The following is a 14,289-nucleotide window of genomic DNA, read 5'->3' as shown; positions in this document are numbered from 1 at the left end:
AAAGGCGGCGCACTTCACAGGCGAGGCTTGGGCTTTCGGGGGAGACATCCCCGCGGGTCCGCCGGTTGGGAGAGATCCCTCAAGGCTTCGCCGAGGCGCAAACCGGAAAGGAAATGGACATGGCGCTCCCCGAGTTTTCCATGCGTCAGCTGCTTGAAGCTGGCGTTCACTACGGCCACCAGACCCAGCGCTGGAACCCGAAGATGGGTCAGTACATCTACGGCGACCGCAACGGCATCCATATCGTCGACCTGACCCAGACCGTCCCGATGCTGGACCAGGCTCTGAAAGTCGTGCGCGATACCGTGGCCAAGGGCGGCCGCATCCTCTTCGTCGGCACCAAGCGTCAGGCCCAGAAGCCGATCGCCGAAGCCGCCGAGAAATGCGCGCAATACTACATGAACCACCGCTGGCTCGGTGGCACGCTGACCAACTGGAAGACCGTTTCGCAGTCGATCCAGCGCCTGAAGCAGTTCGACGAACTGCTGGCCACCGGCGCCGAAGGTCTGACCAAGAAAGAGCGTCTGAACATGGAACGCGAGCAGGCCAAGCTTCAGGCTTCGCTGGGGGGCATCCGTGAAATGGGCGGCGTGCCGGACCTGCTGTTCATCATCGACGTGGGTAAAGAGGATCTGGCGATCCTCGAGGCACAGAAGCTGGGCATCCCGGTCGTGGCCGTGGTCGACACCAATTGCTCGCCCAAGGGCGTGGATTATGTGATCCCGGGCAACGACGACGCCGCCCGCGCGATCTCGCTCTACTGTGACCTGATGGCCCGTGCCGCGCTTGACGGCATGTCGGCTCAGCTTGGTGCCGCCGGCGTCGACCTTGGCGCGCTGGAAGAAGCGCCCGAGGAAGAGGCTGCCGCCGAAGCCTGAGCTTTGTCGCACAGACGTTACCCGGCGGGCGCATAGCCCGTCGGGATCATCCGTTTCTGGGAGAATACACATGACGATCACCGCAGCGATGGTGAAAGAGCTCCGCGAGTCGACCGGCGCGGGCATGATGGACGCCAAGAAGGCGCTGACCGAGACCAATGGCGACATGGAAGCCGCCGTGGACTGGCTGCGCACCAAGGGTCTGGCGAAAGCCGCCAAGAAGGCCGACCGCGTGGCGGCCGAGGGCCTGATCGGCGTCGCCGTCAGCAATGGCCGCGGCGTGGCTGTCGAGATCAACTCGGAAACCGACTTCGTGGCCAAGAACGAGGACTTCCAGAACCTCGTGCGCGAAGTGACCAAGGTTGCCCTGCAAACCGGCGAGTCGATCGAAGTGGTGAAAGCCGCTGATCTGAACGGCGAGACCGTGGAACAGGTGCTGACCAATGCCATCGCCCGTATCGGCGAGAACATGACCCTGCGTCGTCTGCACGTTCTGGAAGGCGATACCGTCGTCTCCTACGTCCATAATGCCGCGACCGAAGGCATGGGCAAGATCGGCGTGCTGGTCGCGCTGAAAGGTGACGCCGCCAAGGCGCAGGCCATCGGCAAACAATTCGCCATGCACATCGCCGCCACCGCGCCGCTGTCGCTGTCGGAAGCCACGCTGGACCCGACCGTGCTGGAGCGTGAACTGGCTGTGCAGACCGCCAAGGCGCTGGAAGAAAACGCCACTTCGGCCAAGCCGAAGCCGGAGCAGGTGATCCACAACAACATCATTCCCGGCCGGATGAAGAAGTTCCTCGCCGAGAACACGCTGCTGGGTCAGGCCTTCGTGATCAACCCCGACCTGACCGTGGAAGCTGCGGCGAAAGAGGCTGGCGTTGAAATCACCGGCTATGCCCGCGTCGCCGTCGGCGAAGGCATCGAGAAGAAGGAAGAGGATTTCGCCGCCGAAGTCGCCAAGGCGCTTCAGGGCTGATCCGGTTTCCAGACCGACAGAAACGGCGCCTTCGGGCGCCGTTTTCTTTTGCAGGTGACAGCGGCGCGCCGGGGACGATAGTGCATGTGTGCGATTCCCTGGCCGGAGCTTCCCGTTGCGCTTTTCCATCCTTCTGTTTGCAGCCGCTTTCTGTGCCAGTTCTGCCCTTGCGGATACAGTCACGGTGAAGCGCGATTACAGCCTCCGTGCCGCTGACTGGAAGGCACGCGACGAGGCCTGTGTCTCGGCCTTCCAGAAAGCGATCTTTCCGCAATATGAAGGGCTGCGCCGGGTCCGGTTGACCAGGATGGTCACCTTCCTTGAAACATCGACCGTGGTGGTCGGCACCTGGCCGGATGTGCAGTTTCACAGCCGCTACGGCGATACGGCGGGCGTTCTGACCTGCGTGCTGGATCGGCGCGGGCGCAAGGCGACGGATGTCGGCGTGGTTTTTTCCGGCGCGGGGCTTGCAGGGTTCCTGAGGCATCCGCTGGCCGCTATGACCGAAGCGTCCAAACGCCTGAACCAGTCTTTCAGCACCAGCCTTCTTCCGTAAGCGCCTATTCCGCTGCGCGCAGAACCGGCGACAGGCGGTGATGCAGGATTTCGTTCAGCAGGGTGCCCTTGGCGACGGCCTGGGCGGTGGTCTCCACATTGAGCGCCTGCCGGGCCAGCCGCAAGTGCTTTTCCACCATGGCGACGGAAACCCCCATGCGCTGCGCGACCTCCTGCGTGGTCTTGCCCTCGGCCACCCATTCCAGCGCCTCGCGCTGGCGCTGCGAAAGCGTGCGGCGCTGCGGAGTGAAGGGCAGGTGACAGATGCGCAGATGCATGGCATGGGCAACGGCCTGCAAGGCAGCGCCTTCGCCTGCGACAACCGCATCCACATCGTCATGGTTCAGTCCGGGGTCAGCGGCCAGACCCAACGCACCCTTCTGGCGCGGGCTGGCCTCAGGGAAGCTGATGGTGATGCCTGCGGTCAGGCCAAGCGCCGCATTCTGCGCCACCGATTGCGCCTCGTCCGGCGCAAGCTGGCCTGCGGCGTGACGTTCGGCCACCCAGCGCCAGGTGCAAAGCCCGTCATGCTCCAGCGCCCAGCGATAGAGCGGCGTGCGGGCATAGAAGCCGCCTCCGAAATACATCTGGCCATAGCCGGGGTCGAAGGTGCTGAGAAACAGCATATCCTCTGGCCGCCCCATTGAGGCCCCGTGCCGGAACCGGCTGAAGCCGTAGTTCACGCGGGCAAAACCGAGATCGGCAAAGAATCCGGTCGCCATGGACCAGACTTCAGCCGTCTGTTTGGCCGTCGCGATTCCGTTCAGCAGGTCAAGAATCCGCGTCACCAGCATGCCTTTCGCAAGGTCCGAGTCATCTGTTTCAAGGCTGCCTGTTCCACTGCGGCCTGTCGACCTTCCCACGGGCATATGCGCGCGAAATACTGACCGTTCAATCAAAAGTTTATGACTGGCGCGGGCAAGCGGGGCATGTCGCGGATGGGCTGGCAGCGGCGGGCGGACTGCGATAGCACGGGCCAAACGGTGCAGAGGCAGGCAATGGAACAGCAGGATCGGTATGATGTGATCATCATTGGCGGCGCGGTCATGGGCGCTTCGGCAGCGTTCTGGCTGACCAGGATGCAGCCCGGCCTGCGTGTTCTGGTGGCGGAGCGTGACACCAGCTTCGCGCAAGCCTCCACCGCGCTTTCCGTCGCCTCGATCCGCCAGCAATTCACCACGGCGGTGAACGTGGAAATCTCGCGCTTTGGCGTGGGCTTCATCCGTGATTTCCGCGAAAGCCTTGGGGTCGAGGCGGGCGTTGGCTCGCTGGGTCTGAGGGAAAACGGCTATCTGTTCCTCAGCCACAGCGACGAGGGGCGGGTGATCCTTGAGGAAGTGGCCGCGATGCAGCGCGCCCATGGCGCCGCGACCGAGGTGCTGGCGCCCGAGGCAGTGCAGGCGCGGTTTCCATGGATGCAGGTGGACGACATCACCGCAGGCTCTTTCGGCAGCCGCGATGAAGGCTGGTTTGACAATATGGGCCTGCTCGCAGGCTTCCGCGCGGCGGCAAGGGCGCAGGGGGCGGAGTTTGTGACCGACCGCGCCACCGGGCTGACGGTGGAAGGCGGGCGGGTAACGGCGGTGACGCTGGAAAAGCGCGGCACCATCGCCTGCGCCGCCGCAATCAATGCCGCCGGCACCCGCGCGGCCGAGATCTGCCGCTGGGCAGGCCTCGATCTGGCGGTGGAGCCGCGCAAGCGCACCGTCTTCGTAATTGACGCGCCGAACGCCCGCCACCCAGAGGCGCCCCTGCTGGTGGATGCGGGCTACTATCTGCGCCCCGAGCATGAACACTGGATCACCGCCACCGTGCCGCAGGACGATGGCCCCTGCGATCCGGATGATTTCGACCCCGACCTGCATCTGTTCGAGGATGTCATCTGGGAGCAGCTTTACAATCGCGCGCCGGGGTTCGACGCGGTGAAGGTGGTGCGCCACTGGGTCGGGCATTACGCCTATAACACGCTGGATCAGAACGCGATTCTCGGGCCGCACCCGGAACTGCCGAACCTGTTTCTGATGAACGGTTTTTCCGGCCACGGGCTGCAACAATCGCCCGCCGTCGGGCGCGGCATTGCCGAACATCTGCTGACCGGCGGCTGGCAGAGCATCGACCTCAGCGACCTGTCGGTCGCGCGGATGCTGGAAAACCGCCCGTTCCGCGAACGCGCGGTGGTCTGATCAGCGCGCCGCCTTCGCCGTTTCCACCCGTGCCGCCGCGCGGGTTTCTGCGGTGAGGGCGGGTGCGAGTGCCACCATCGCATCATACTGCGTCAGGAAAACCCGGCCGCTGAGTTCGTGCAGGAAATGGCTGCGCGACAGGCGGTCCATCACCGGGCCTTTCACCTCGGACAGGTGCAGCGTCACGCCGCCGTCGCGCAGGCGGGCATTCAGCGCCTCCAGCGTTTCCAGCGCCGAACTGTCGATCACATTCACCGCATTGCAGATCAGCACGATATGGCGCAGGCCGGGGTTATCGGCGATTTCGGCCAAAAGGCGATCTTCCAGAAAGCGCGCATTCGGGAAGTAAAGGCTTTCGTCGATGCGGATCGACAGCACATCGGTCGCCGTCACCACATTATGCCGGTCGATATTGCGGAAATGCTCGGTCCCCGGCACCTGACCCACCACCGCGACATGCGGGCGCGATGACCGCCACAGATGCAGCCCGAGTGACAGCGCCACCCCGGCGCTGATGCCGGTTTCCACCCCCAGAACCAGCGTCACCAGAATGGTGGCCAGCATTGCGGCAAAATCGGCACGGCTGTAGCGCAGGGTCCGGGGCAGGGCGCCCAGATCAACAAGGCTCAGCACCGCCACGATGATGGTGGCCGACAGCGTGGCTTTCGGCAGATCGGCCAGCAGCGGCGTGAGGAACAGCGTGGCGGCGGCCATGCCCACGGCGGTGAAGGCGCCCGCCGCCGGGGTTTCGGCGCCTGCGTCGAAGTTCACAACAGATCGCGCGAAACCGCCCGTCACCGGAAAGCCGCCCGAGACGGCGGCGCCGACATTCGCGGCGCCCAGCGCGATCAGCTCCTGATCCGGGTCGATACGCTGACGGCGTTTGGCGGCCAGAGTCTGCGCGACCGAGATCGTCTCCACATAGCCGACCAGCGCAATCAGCAGCGCGGGCACCGCGATCTGTGACCACAGAACCGGGTCGAACGGGGGCAGGGTGGGCACAGGCAGACCACGCGGGATGTCGCCCACCACCGGCAGCGTCAGGGCGAACAGCTTGACCGCGAGGATGGTCAGCGCCACGGCCAGAATGGGCGCCGCGCGCGACAGCGCGCCCGCCAGCCTTGCGCTGAGGTTGAACCGCGCGATCAGCAAGGGTTTCAGCCGCGTGCGGCTCCAGAACAGGAAAGCAATGACCGCGCCGCCGATCACGAGGGCCGAAGGTTTGGTGTCACTCAGTTTTGCCCACAGCGAGGACAGCAGATGCGGCAGCGTCTCGCCCCGTGCTGAAACGCCAAGGATCTGCGGAAGTTGCCCGGCGGCGATCAGGATGCCTGAGGCGGTGATGAAGCCGGAAATCACCGGATGGCTGATGAAATTCGCCAGAAACCCCAGCCGCAGCACACCCATCGCCAGCAGCATCAAGCCTGACAGCATCGCCAGAGCTACCGCCGCGCCAAGGTATTCCGGCGTGCCTTGTGCCGCCAGCGGCGCCACCGCCGCCGCCGTCATCAGGCTTGCCACCGCAACCGGCCCCACCGCCAGCGTCCGCGAGGTGCCAAACAGCGCGTAAAGCACCAGGGGCGCGATCGAGGCGTAAAGCCCGACCTCGGGCGGCAGGCCCGCCAGCAGCGCATAGGCCAGCGATTGCGGGATCAGCATGATCGTCACGATCACCGCCGCCAGCAGGTCATTGCCCAGCGTCTCGGCGGTGTAGCGCGATCCCCAATCCAGGATCGGCAGGTAGCGGCGTGGATTCAGGCGCATCGCAGACTCCGTCATGCCGGAACGGCAGATCAGGCCGGAATAGCCCCGGAAAAATCACATTGCAAGTATTGAATATGTATTAGGCTTGCCGGGCGGCCTCAGCCGCGGCACGGATGGCCCGGATATTCTCGCCATAGGGCGCCGGATTAGCAACCGAGCCACCCTTGAACACGCCCGAACCCGCGACCAGAACATCAGCCCCGGCTGCCGCCACCAAAGGCGCGGTTTCCGGTGTCACACCGCCGTCGATTTCAATGTGAATCGGCCGGTCGCCGATCATGGCGCGCAGGGCGCGCACCTTGCCGACCTGGCTGTGAATGAACTTCTGGCCACCAAAGCCGGGGTTCACCGTCATCACGCAGACCAGATCCACCATGTCGAGCAGATAAGACAGGCTATCCAGCCCGGTCGCCGGGTTCAGCGCCAGACCCGCCTTGATGCCATGCGCGCGGATCGCCTGAAGCGTGCGGTGGATATGCGGCCCGGCCTCTAGATGCGCGGTCAGAACATCGGCACCGGCCTGGGCGAAAGCATCGATGTAAGGATCGACCGGCGCGATCATCAGATGCACGTCCATCACGCCCTTGATGTGCTTGCGGATCGCCGCGCAAGTGGCTGGCCCGAATGTCAGATTCGGAACGAAGTGGCCGTCCATCACATCGACATGCACCCAGTCGCAGCCTTGCGCCTCGATGGCTTCGCATTCGGCACCGAAATTGGCGAAATCGGCGGAAAGGATCGACGGGGCGATCTTGATGGCGCGGGAGAAGGTCATGGGCGCGGTCCTTGTGGCTGCTGATCGTTCTTTGGCCTTCGCCGGGCCGGAATGCAAGCGTTACAGGGTTTTCAGGCTTCGCATGATAGTTTATATTACATAATCATCATTATCAGATTCAAATAACCTGACCCGCCGCCCAGCCCGACGACCACGCCCATTGAAAATTGTAGCCGCCCAGCCAGCCGGTCACATCCACAACCTCGCCGATGAAATAGAGCCCCGGTACAGCCTTCGCCTCCATCGTGCGGGCATCCAGCATATCGGTGCTGACCCCGCCCAGCGTCACCTCGGCGGTGCGATAGCCTTCACTGCCCACCGGCGTGATGCGATGCGCATGGACCAGCGCTGCCAGATGGTCGAGCGCCGCGTTCGGCTGATCGGCCAGATTGCCAGTCAGGCCCGAAGCTTCCTCCAGATACCGCGCGAGCTTTTCCGGCACGACCCGCGCCAGCGCCGTGCGCAGCGCGATACGCCCGCCGCTTTGCCGCTGGGCGCGCAGCACCGCACCGGCATCCTGACCGCCTGCGAGGTCCAGCGTGATCGCATCACCTTCGCGCCAATAGGAACTGATCTGGAGGATCGCAGGCCCCGACAGCCCGCGATGGGTGAACAGCACCGCCTCGTCGAACCGCGTGCGGCCATGGCTGGCGCTGCCGGTCACCGCCGTGCCGGACAGCAGCTTCGTCCGCTCCAGCTCCTGCGCGGCGAGCGTCAGCGGCACGAGCGCCGGGCGTGTCTCTTCCAGCCCAAGACCGAAGCTCTCGGCGATGCGATAGCCATAGCCGGTCGCGCCCATCTTCGGGATCGACTTGCCGCCCGTCGCCACCACCACGCTTTGCGCCATCACCGCGCCGCGCGCGGTCTCGACGCGAAAACCCGGCCCGTCCCGCGTCACCGCCCCCAGCTCTGTCCCGAGCCACAGCATGCCACCCGCCTGGGCCAGATGCCGGGTCAGCATTTGCACGATCTGAGTGGCCGAGCCATCGCAGAACAACTGCCCCAGCGTCTTTTCATGCCAGGCGATTCCCGCCGCATCCAGCCGCGCGATGAAATCCCATTGGGTATAACGTTTCAGCGCCGACAGCGCGAAATGCGGGTTCCTCGACAGAAAGCGTTCGGCCCGGATGTCGAGATTGGTAAAGTTGCAGCGCCCGCCGCCCGAGATGCGAATCTTCTCGCCCGCAGCCTTCGCATGATCGACCACCAGCACGCGACGGCCTCGCCGCGCCGCTTCGATCCCGGCAAAAAGCCCGGCCGCCCCGGCCCCAAGAATGATTGCATCCACTTCGGTCATGCGGGCGGCTTAGCACAGGTCGGAAAGCCTGCAAAAGCCTCTTGCACCCTCCGCGAAGCTTGGCTAAACACCGCCGCACGGTTGGGGTGTCGCCAAGTGGTAAGGCAGCGGTTTTTGGTACCGCCATACCTAGGTTCGAATCCTAGCACCCCAGCCAAATCCTCCACAGTATGACCTGCCCAGTGCACCAAAGACTTAACTTTGGCCCGCAAGTCCTTCATATTTCACAAAACTTTCGAAATTCCTTTCAGACCCTCTTGTCAGGGGGCGCGGCTTTGACTAAACACCGCCCCACGGTTGGGGTGTCGCCAAGTGGTAAGGCAGCGGTTTTTGGTACCGCCATACCTAGGTTCGAATCCTAGCACCCCAGCCAATCAAATTTTCCCTTTAAAATCAAAGACTTAATAACATGGCCGTGTCGCCATGTGTTACAGTCTTGTGGGTGTTCCACATGGGCCGGGAACCACAGTTGCGACTCTCCACGGGATGAAGAAAAAGGCGAGGCAAACGCCCCGCCCTTCCCATTGGTTTGAAACGAACCAGAACTGGCACCGCGCAGCGGAGAACTTTGCCGCCGTGCCATGTCGGGGTTGATGGGCGTGAATAGACCCGCGCACTTTCCGACTGATCGCAACACATTCGGCCAGAAGCCTCGGCCCGGCGTGTCCACCGCATACCTATTCATACGCGCGGGCCGAGGAATGTCGGTTGGGATGGAAAGAAAAACGGGCGCCAGTGAAGGCGCCCGTTTTGGTCGCGGTCAGGCCGCCAGCTTCTCAATATCAGCGACCATAGCCAGACAAGATTCCTTAGCCGTAAGAAGCGCCACGAGCGCGATATCAGAGCCGCCCCGCGCCTTCTCGGCCAAGTCATTCACCAGACGCTCGGCCTCCTCAGTCGCGCGATAAAGCTCCGCCAGACGTTCCGGCAGAATATTCCAGTGCACCAGCACATCCGCGAGCTCTGCCTGCGCGGCGGTATCGGACCGGGTCAAGGCCTTCACAGTCGCCTCGCGCAGTTCAAACATAAACTTGCCGGTTTCACCGACAAAAAATTCATACACCGGGACAGCATGTTCGGATTCGGAAAACACCTCAAGAAAGGCTTCGGTGGTTCCGTTCGTGATGCCACACAAGGCCTGACGCACAGCACTTTGAAGGCTGTCCATGTCCAACAGCATATCAAAGGCGACGTCCCGCATGACGAACCGAGTTCCACCGCCATAGACGGCCTCCAAGTGGCCCGCCTCGGCGGTTGCGGTTTCGGGCGTGTTCGTGTTATCCATAGCCATATCGGCCTCCTTCTGGATGTTGGTTTCAGTGATGGACGAAAGTTTAATGTTCATTTCAGAACCTCATGTCTGATTGCGTTTGGTAGTCGATAGTCTCAGGACAGGGGCGGAAGCCTTCTCAGTTTCCGAGGCCGGGTTGGCCTTCCGCCGTCTGTCAGGGCATTTTGCCGTGATTCGTGACTGCACGAGCCAGAATTTTTCTGCCGTAGGCAATTTCAAGATTTTGCGTTTTTGGCTGTTTTTTATTTTTCGCCCACATATGCGGCAGAATTTTCAGTGAACAGACTAAATTACAGTCGTTTTGAAAACTTTCCATCACGCCGCCACCGCCACCCCTTCCGCAAAATTCCCCCGGCAAGCCTCAGGCAGAACGTCCGCAGCGGCCAGCACCTCGGCCAGCTTGTCGCGCAGGTCGGTGCCGGTGCTGGTGGCGGCGGCCATGAAGGCCCCGGCCAGATCAGACAGCAGGCGGTCATAGGCGGTATCGGGGAGGCTTTTGAAGGCCGCGCCGATCCGCCCACCCATGCCTTCATAGGTTGCGGCGATCTTGTCGGCGCTTTGCTTGGCCTTCTGTTCCATCTGGCGCGACGCCTTGGCCTGTATCGCATTGGCGCGGGAGAAGTCGCGTTGAAGCTGGCGGGTTTGCGCTTCCAGCTTGATAATCAGGCCGGTCAGTTCGGCGGTCATACTCTTTACTCCTAGAACACTGTCAGCCCGAGAACCTCGGGATCAGGCGAACCAGCCCAGATTGTCCTTTCAGACCAGATCCTCCCTGACCAGTCCCACAGCTTCTCCCGCCCGCATCCCGGTCAACAGGCAGGTGGTCAGGACAGCGCCAATCCTCCCGTCCTCCACTGCGGTCAACCTGCGCACCTCGTCATCGGTCAAGGCGGCATAGCTTCGGGGTTTCCCCTTCACCTCCACCCGAACCATCGTAAAGGGGTTCTCTGAAAGCTGACCTTCATAGACCGCCCAGTCCATGAAGTGCCCCACCTGCCCCACGGTACGCTTCTGGGTTCTGGCGCTGATCCTGTCCCCCGTGCTCAGGTCCACCAACCGGTCCAGCCCGAAACCCTTGGTCTTGCCGGACTTGCCGACATTCGGGCCGAGAAGGGCAACCCGCCGCTGGAAGGACAGGGCATCTTCCCTGCGTATTGCCCCGATCGGTTTTGCCCCGAAGGCCGAGACGAACAGCCCCACCGAGAACCGCACCGACTTGAATCCGCCTTGCTGCAACTCTCCCGAACGGCGGTTCAGGTAGTCCCGCGCCAGTTCGGCCACGGTCTTTTTGCCCACCACCACGACCGGGGTAAAGACCGCAGGCTGAACCTTGACAGGTTCGGGCTTCTCCACCTTCTGCCCCGCCTTGGCCTTTGCAATGATCTCCTCATACTTTGCATTGACCTCGGCAGCCCGTGCCTTTGCAATCCGGGCATCCCCGGTCTTGAGCGACTGCTTGTAGGCCTGCCCGAGAACGGCTTGCAGTTCCTTGGGGTAGTTGCGGCGGTAAAGCCACGTCTGTTGCTTGAGATAGGCATACTGAATACGAACGGACATGCGTCCTCCTTTTGGGGCAAAGGCCCCAGTTTCGAGTTGATCCTGATTTTTCTGATGCTTCGCCTTGGCTTACAGGGATAACGAGGTTCCCTGCCCTGCCTCTTCGGGGTCCAGAACCCTGAGTATCATCGAGCGTTCCGGCTCCCCGTATTCGCCCGCCAGCGGCCCTGTCAGAGCCACCCCCGTAATGCCGCCCACCAGCACCTGTGCGACGCGGAACAGATGCTCGGGCACCTCGTCAAAGTCCCGGATCACCACCACATCACCGGGTTCCACCGAACCACCCTGCCTTCAGGCACTCCTTGAACAAGGCCATGGCCAGCCCATGACTGACCCGGCCTGCCACCCACACCACCAACATAAGGCTGATCCAGCCACGCGTTGCGAAAAGAAAACCTCCGGCTAAGCCAAAAATATTGAACGCCTTCATGGTAAGCTCCTGTTTCTACTTCCTAATTCATATACGGGAGGAATCTCTCTTTTCTTGTACGCGTCAGGCAAAAGCCTATTGTGAAGGGGCAAAAAACGAGTAAAGTTTCTAATTATTGAGGTGGACGCAACCCATTGAAGTGACTAGGCATGCCAGCCAAGAAGCTCATCGCAGCGAAAAACAAGATGATGGCGACCCTTGATGTCAATGGGGATGGTGTAATTGATCATCGGGATGCTTTTGTTGCTGCTAAAATCGCAGGGGCCGCTGTAGTAGGCACGGGTGCGACAGCCTTTCTGTCTGCGTCTGCGGGCACCGCAATCGTCGCTTCTGGGGCGACGGCGATTGCTACGAAAGTTACCGCTATAGCCGGAGCCACCGCTGGCGCGTTCATAGCGGCTACTTTTGGCACTGCTACAGCAACGGTTTCAATCCTAGCCCTTGGCCCCACCAGCGTCTTGCTTGCCTCCGCAACAGTAACAAGTGCAGTTAGTGCAAAACTATTCGCTGCGTCAGCCACAGCAGGCGCGTTGATTGGGCAATCAACTGCTGGAGCCGTGGCGGGTTTCCCCATCATCAAATCCATTGCCCTCTCGAATGCAATCGCAGCAAATGAAGTCATTCTTGTTGCAGGTGTTCCTATGGCGGTCAATGTGGCCATAGCGACAGGCTTTGTCGCCATCGTGATCGTTGGTGGATACGCTTACTATCTCCTGACCAAAGACCGGATCACAGACGGTAATATGTTATTTTCTCCCACTTGAGGCCTAGCTCGATACGCGGCTCATTGATGAAAGTCATTAGGCATGATTAAAGGCATAATATTTTTAACAACTTGCGCATCAATTCTTGCTGCATGCTCATCCAAAACCTTACCTAATGATTCAGCAAAAGAGGTGGCGATTAGTAGGGTTTTCTCGAAGTCTTTCTCAGATCCTGGCCCTGACAAGGGTATCCTAATCGTAAAGCGTGACGAAGGAATTTATGGCGGAGCATGTGCTACCAAAGTTTACATTAACGCCTTACATGCCGCCAATATCAGGCCTGGTGAGAAGGTCACACTCTATGTGCCCGCCGGGAAGGTGATCGTGAGTGCTGAACCATCCGGTATTTGCGCCGGAGCGTTAGTTGAGGAATCTATTGACGATGTCCCGACAGACGAGAAAGCCGCGATCCGTGCCGACCTGGAGGCGCTACGCGAACATGTCGGCGGCATGGGGCCGGTGCGTTTTTCCGCCAATGTCAGCCCGGAGCCTTTCGCGCGGGGCTTCACCCACAGCTTCACCGTCGATTTCGACGACGAAGCCGCGCGCGACGCCTATCTGGCGCATCCCGAACATCAGCGCGCCGGCGCGCGGCTGGTGGCGGCGCTCGCGGGCGGCACCGACGGCCTGCTGGTGATCGATCTCGACTTGGCGGCAACAGTGTAGATCCCGCCGCCGCCGCTCGCGCGCTACCCCATCCTCAGCGCGATGACCCCGGCGACGATGGACAGCGCCGCGGCACCGCGCCAACCCGTCATGCGCTCGCCGAGCGCGAACACGGAGATCAGCATGGCGAACAGGATCGAGGTCTCCCTGAGCGAGGCGACGGAGGCGACATGCGCCTGGGTCATCGCCCACATGGCAATGGCATAGGCGGCGGCGCTGAGAACCCCGGCGACGATCCCGCTGGCCCATTCGCGTCCGGATGCGGCGAGAAGGCCACGCCCGCGATAGAAGAACCCGATGACGACGGCGCACAGCCCGTCGCAGACGAACAGCCAGGCCGCATAGCTCGCGGCCGTCGGCGCCAGCCGCACGCCGCTGCCGTCCGTCAGCGTGTAGCAGGCGATGCACAGCGACGTCGTCAGCGCATAGCCGACCGCGGCGCGGTTCGGCACCGCCGCCTGCCCGCCACGCAGCGACATCAGGAGCGTGCCGAGCGAAAGCAGCAGGATGCCCAGCATCGCCAGGCCGCTCGGCACCTCCGACAGCACGAAGACGCCGCCGACGGCGGTCATCAGCGGCGCGGTGCCGCGCGCCAGCGGATAGGCCTGCGCCAGGTCGCCATGCTCATAGGCACGGATCAGGAACAGCCGGTAGCCGATATGGATGATGACGGACGCGATGATCCAGGGCCACACTTTCGGACCCGGCACATCGACGACCAACAGGAACGGCGCGGCCGAGACCATCATGCCGAACGAGGTCAGCGTGATCGAGGCGAAGCGGTCGCCCTGCACCTTCACCAGCGCGTTCCAGCTTGCGTGCATGGCGGCGGAAATCAGCACGGCCGCAAAAACGAAGGGAGTCATGCCTGTGCGCCCCGCCCTGTGGAAACCGACATTCCCCAAGTGGCCTGCCGCTTGACTTCAAGATCGCCTGATTTTGCTCGCTGGGCAAGCGTTTTTCGCCCCGAGCGGTGTCTGTCGTCGCGCAAACGGCCGAAGTCGGGTGGATCAAGCCTCGAACCCGCAGCATTCTGGCCCGGCAGAGCCGCTTTTCCGCGCGGCAGACGGACCTGTCCTGCCGCTTTCGTTCAGCTTGGGCATGGATCGTGGTCATGCGCATGACGGAGGCGTTCGAAGACGGCGGATGG

The 14,289-nt window shown here is 62.3% G+C and carries 17 protein-coding genes and 2 tRNA genes; 8 read left to right on the top strand and 11 right to left on the bottom strand.

All coding sequences use genetic code 11. The annotated features are described in order from the left end of the window. Positions 1-113: 113 nt before the first annotated feature. The 3 genes from rpsB (at position 114) to C8N34_RS00070 (ending at position 2,413) form a co-directional block, all read left to right on the top strand. The gene (rpsB, locus tag C8N34_RS00080) at positions 114-878 is read left to right on the top strand and encodes a 30S ribosomal protein S2 (RefSeq protein WP_108126741.1); all 765 of its coding nucleotides are present in this window, start codon (positions 114-116) and stop codon (positions 876-878) included. 70 nt (positions 879-948) lie between these two features. Then, a complete protein-coding gene (gene tsf, locus C8N34_RS00075; protein ID WP_054303587.1) occupies positions 949-1,857 on the top strand; it encodes a translation elongation factor Ts in 909 nt (302 codons plus the stop codon). Between the two features lie 115 nt (positions 1,858-1,972). Then, the gene (locus C8N34_RS00070; RefSeq protein WP_108126739.1) at positions 1,973-2,413 is read left to right on the top strand and encodes a hypothetical protein; all 441 of its coding nucleotides are present in this window, start codon (positions 1,973-1,975) and stop codon (positions 2,411-2,413) included. Positions 2,414-2,417: 4 nt separating this feature from the next. On the opposite strand, the gene C8N34_RS00065 is transcribed toward C8N34_RS00070, so the two are convergent. Further along, positions 2,418-3,200, bottom strand: coding sequence for a helix-turn-helix transcriptional regulator (locus C8N34_RS00065; protein ID WP_158640433.1), 783 nt, complete (start codon positions 3,198-3,200; stop codon positions 2,418-2,420). Between the two features lie 210 nt (positions 3,201-3,410). On the opposite strand from C8N34_RS00065, the gene C8N34_RS00060 reads away from it, so the two are divergent. After that, positions 3,411-4,595, top strand: a complete 1,185-nt coding sequence (locus C8N34_RS00060) for an NAD(P)/FAD-dependent oxidoreductase (protein ID WP_108126735.1) — start codon at positions 3,411-3,413, stop codon at positions 4,593-4,595. Here C8N34_RS00060 and C8N34_RS00055 read toward each other — a convergent pair whose 3' ends face one another. The 3 genes from C8N34_RS00055 to C8N34_RS00045 all read right to left on the bottom strand — a co-directional run bounded on the left by C8N34_RS00055 (position 4,596) and on the right by C8N34_RS00045 (position 8,431). Next, positions 4,596-6,359 (bottom strand): SulP family inorganic anion transporter, encoded by a 1,764-nt coding sequence (locus C8N34_RS00055; protein WP_242013740.1) that lies wholly within the window; start codon positions 6,357-6,359, stop codon positions 4,596-4,598. Between the two features lie 79 nt (positions 6,360-6,438). Then, positions 6,439-7,134: a ribulose-phosphate 3-epimerase gene (gene rpe / locus C8N34_RS00050; protein WP_108126733.1), complete on the bottom strand. Its 696-nt coding sequence runs from the start codon at positions 7,132-7,134 to the stop codon at positions 6,439-6,441. Positions 7,135-7,252: 118 nt separating this feature from the next. Further along, on the bottom strand, positions 7,253-8,431 hold the full coding sequence (locus C8N34_RS00045) for a BaiN/RdsA family NAD(P)/FAD-dependent oxidoreductase (protein WP_108126731.1): 1,179 nt from the start codon (positions 8,429-8,431) through the stop codon (positions 7,253-7,255). Between the two features lie 82 nt (positions 8,432-8,513). Between C8N34_RS00045 and C8N34_RS00040 the strand changes: the two genes are divergently transcribed. Further along, positions 8,514-8,588, top strand: a tRNA-Gln gene (locus C8N34_RS00040). Positions 8,589-8,729: 141 nt separating this feature from the next. After that, positions 8,730-8,804, top strand: a tRNA-Gln gene (locus C8N34_RS00035). Between the two features lie 387 nt (positions 8,805-9,191). On the opposite strand, the gene C8N34_RS00030 is transcribed toward C8N34_RS00035, so the two are convergent. From C8N34_RS00030 to C8N34_RS26110, 6 genes are all read right to left on the bottom strand, one after another. Next, the gene (locus C8N34_RS00030) at positions 9,192-9,776 is read right to left on the bottom strand and encodes a hypothetical protein (protein ID WP_108126729.1); all 585 of its coding nucleotides are present in this window, start codon (positions 9,774-9,776) and stop codon (positions 9,192-9,194) included. A 100-nt stretch (positions 9,777-9,876) separates the two neighbouring features. Continuing rightward, positions 9,877-10,038 (bottom strand): hypothetical protein, encoded by a 162-nt coding sequence (locus C8N34_RS26620; RefSeq protein WP_211317718.1) that lies wholly within the window; start codon positions 10,036-10,038, stop codon positions 9,877-9,879. Then, positions 10,038-10,409, bottom strand: coding sequence for a hypothetical protein (locus tag C8N34_RS00025; RefSeq protein ID WP_108126727.1), 372 nt, complete (start codon positions 10,407-10,409; stop codon positions 10,038-10,040). The genes C8N34_RS26620 and C8N34_RS00025 overlap by 1 nt, the downstream gene beginning before the upstream one ends. Positions 10,410-10,478: 69 nt before the next feature. After that, on the bottom strand, positions 10,479-11,279 hold the full coding sequence (locus C8N34_RS00020; RefSeq protein WP_108126725.1) for a DUF6538 domain-containing protein: 801 nt from the start codon (positions 11,277-11,279) through the stop codon (positions 10,479-10,481). Between the two features lie 69 nt (positions 11,280-11,348). Next, positions 11,349-11,555 carry a hypothetical protein gene (locus C8N34_RS00015; RefSeq protein ID WP_229825663.1) on the bottom strand — a complete coding sequence of 69 codons (207 nt, stop codon included), beginning with the start codon at positions 11,553-11,555 and terminating at the stop codon, positions 11,349-11,351. Next, entirely contained in the window at positions 11,542-11,709 is a 168-nt protein-coding gene (locus tag C8N34_RS26110; RefSeq protein ID WP_158640432.1) for a hypothetical protein, read from the bottom strand. The genes C8N34_RS00015 and C8N34_RS26110 overlap by 14 nt, the downstream gene beginning before the upstream one ends. 149 nt (positions 11,710-11,858) lie before the next feature. On the opposite strand from C8N34_RS26110, the gene C8N34_RS25870 reads away from it, so the two are divergent. Together C8N34_RS25870 and C8N34_RS00010 are read left to right on the top strand one after the other, a co-directional pair. Further along, entirely contained in the window at positions 11,859-12,473 is a 615-nt protein-coding gene (locus tag C8N34_RS25870; RefSeq protein ID WP_145693508.1) for a hypothetical protein, read from the top strand. A 42-nt stretch (positions 12,474-12,515) separates the two neighbouring features. Continuing rightward, a complete protein-coding gene (locus tag C8N34_RS00010) occupies positions 12,516-13,139 on the top strand; it encodes a Dabb family protein (RefSeq protein ID WP_108126723.1) in 624 nt (207 codons plus the stop codon). A gap of 23 nt (positions 13,140-13,162) precedes the next feature. On the opposite strand, the gene C8N34_RS00005 is transcribed toward C8N34_RS00010, so the two are convergent. Beyond that, entirely contained in the window at positions 13,163-14,005 is an 843-nt protein-coding gene (locus C8N34_RS00005; protein ID WP_108126721.1) for an EamA family transporter, read from the bottom strand. Positions 14,006-14,289 lie beyond the last annotated feature (284 nt).

Source organism: Gemmobacter caeni (genome assembly GCF_003054195.1).
Lineage (GTDB): Bacteria > Pseudomonadota > Alphaproteobacteria > Rhodobacterales > Rhodobacteraceae > Gemmobacter > Gemmobacter caeni.
This window is presented reverse-complemented; position numbering and strand designations above follow the sequence as displayed.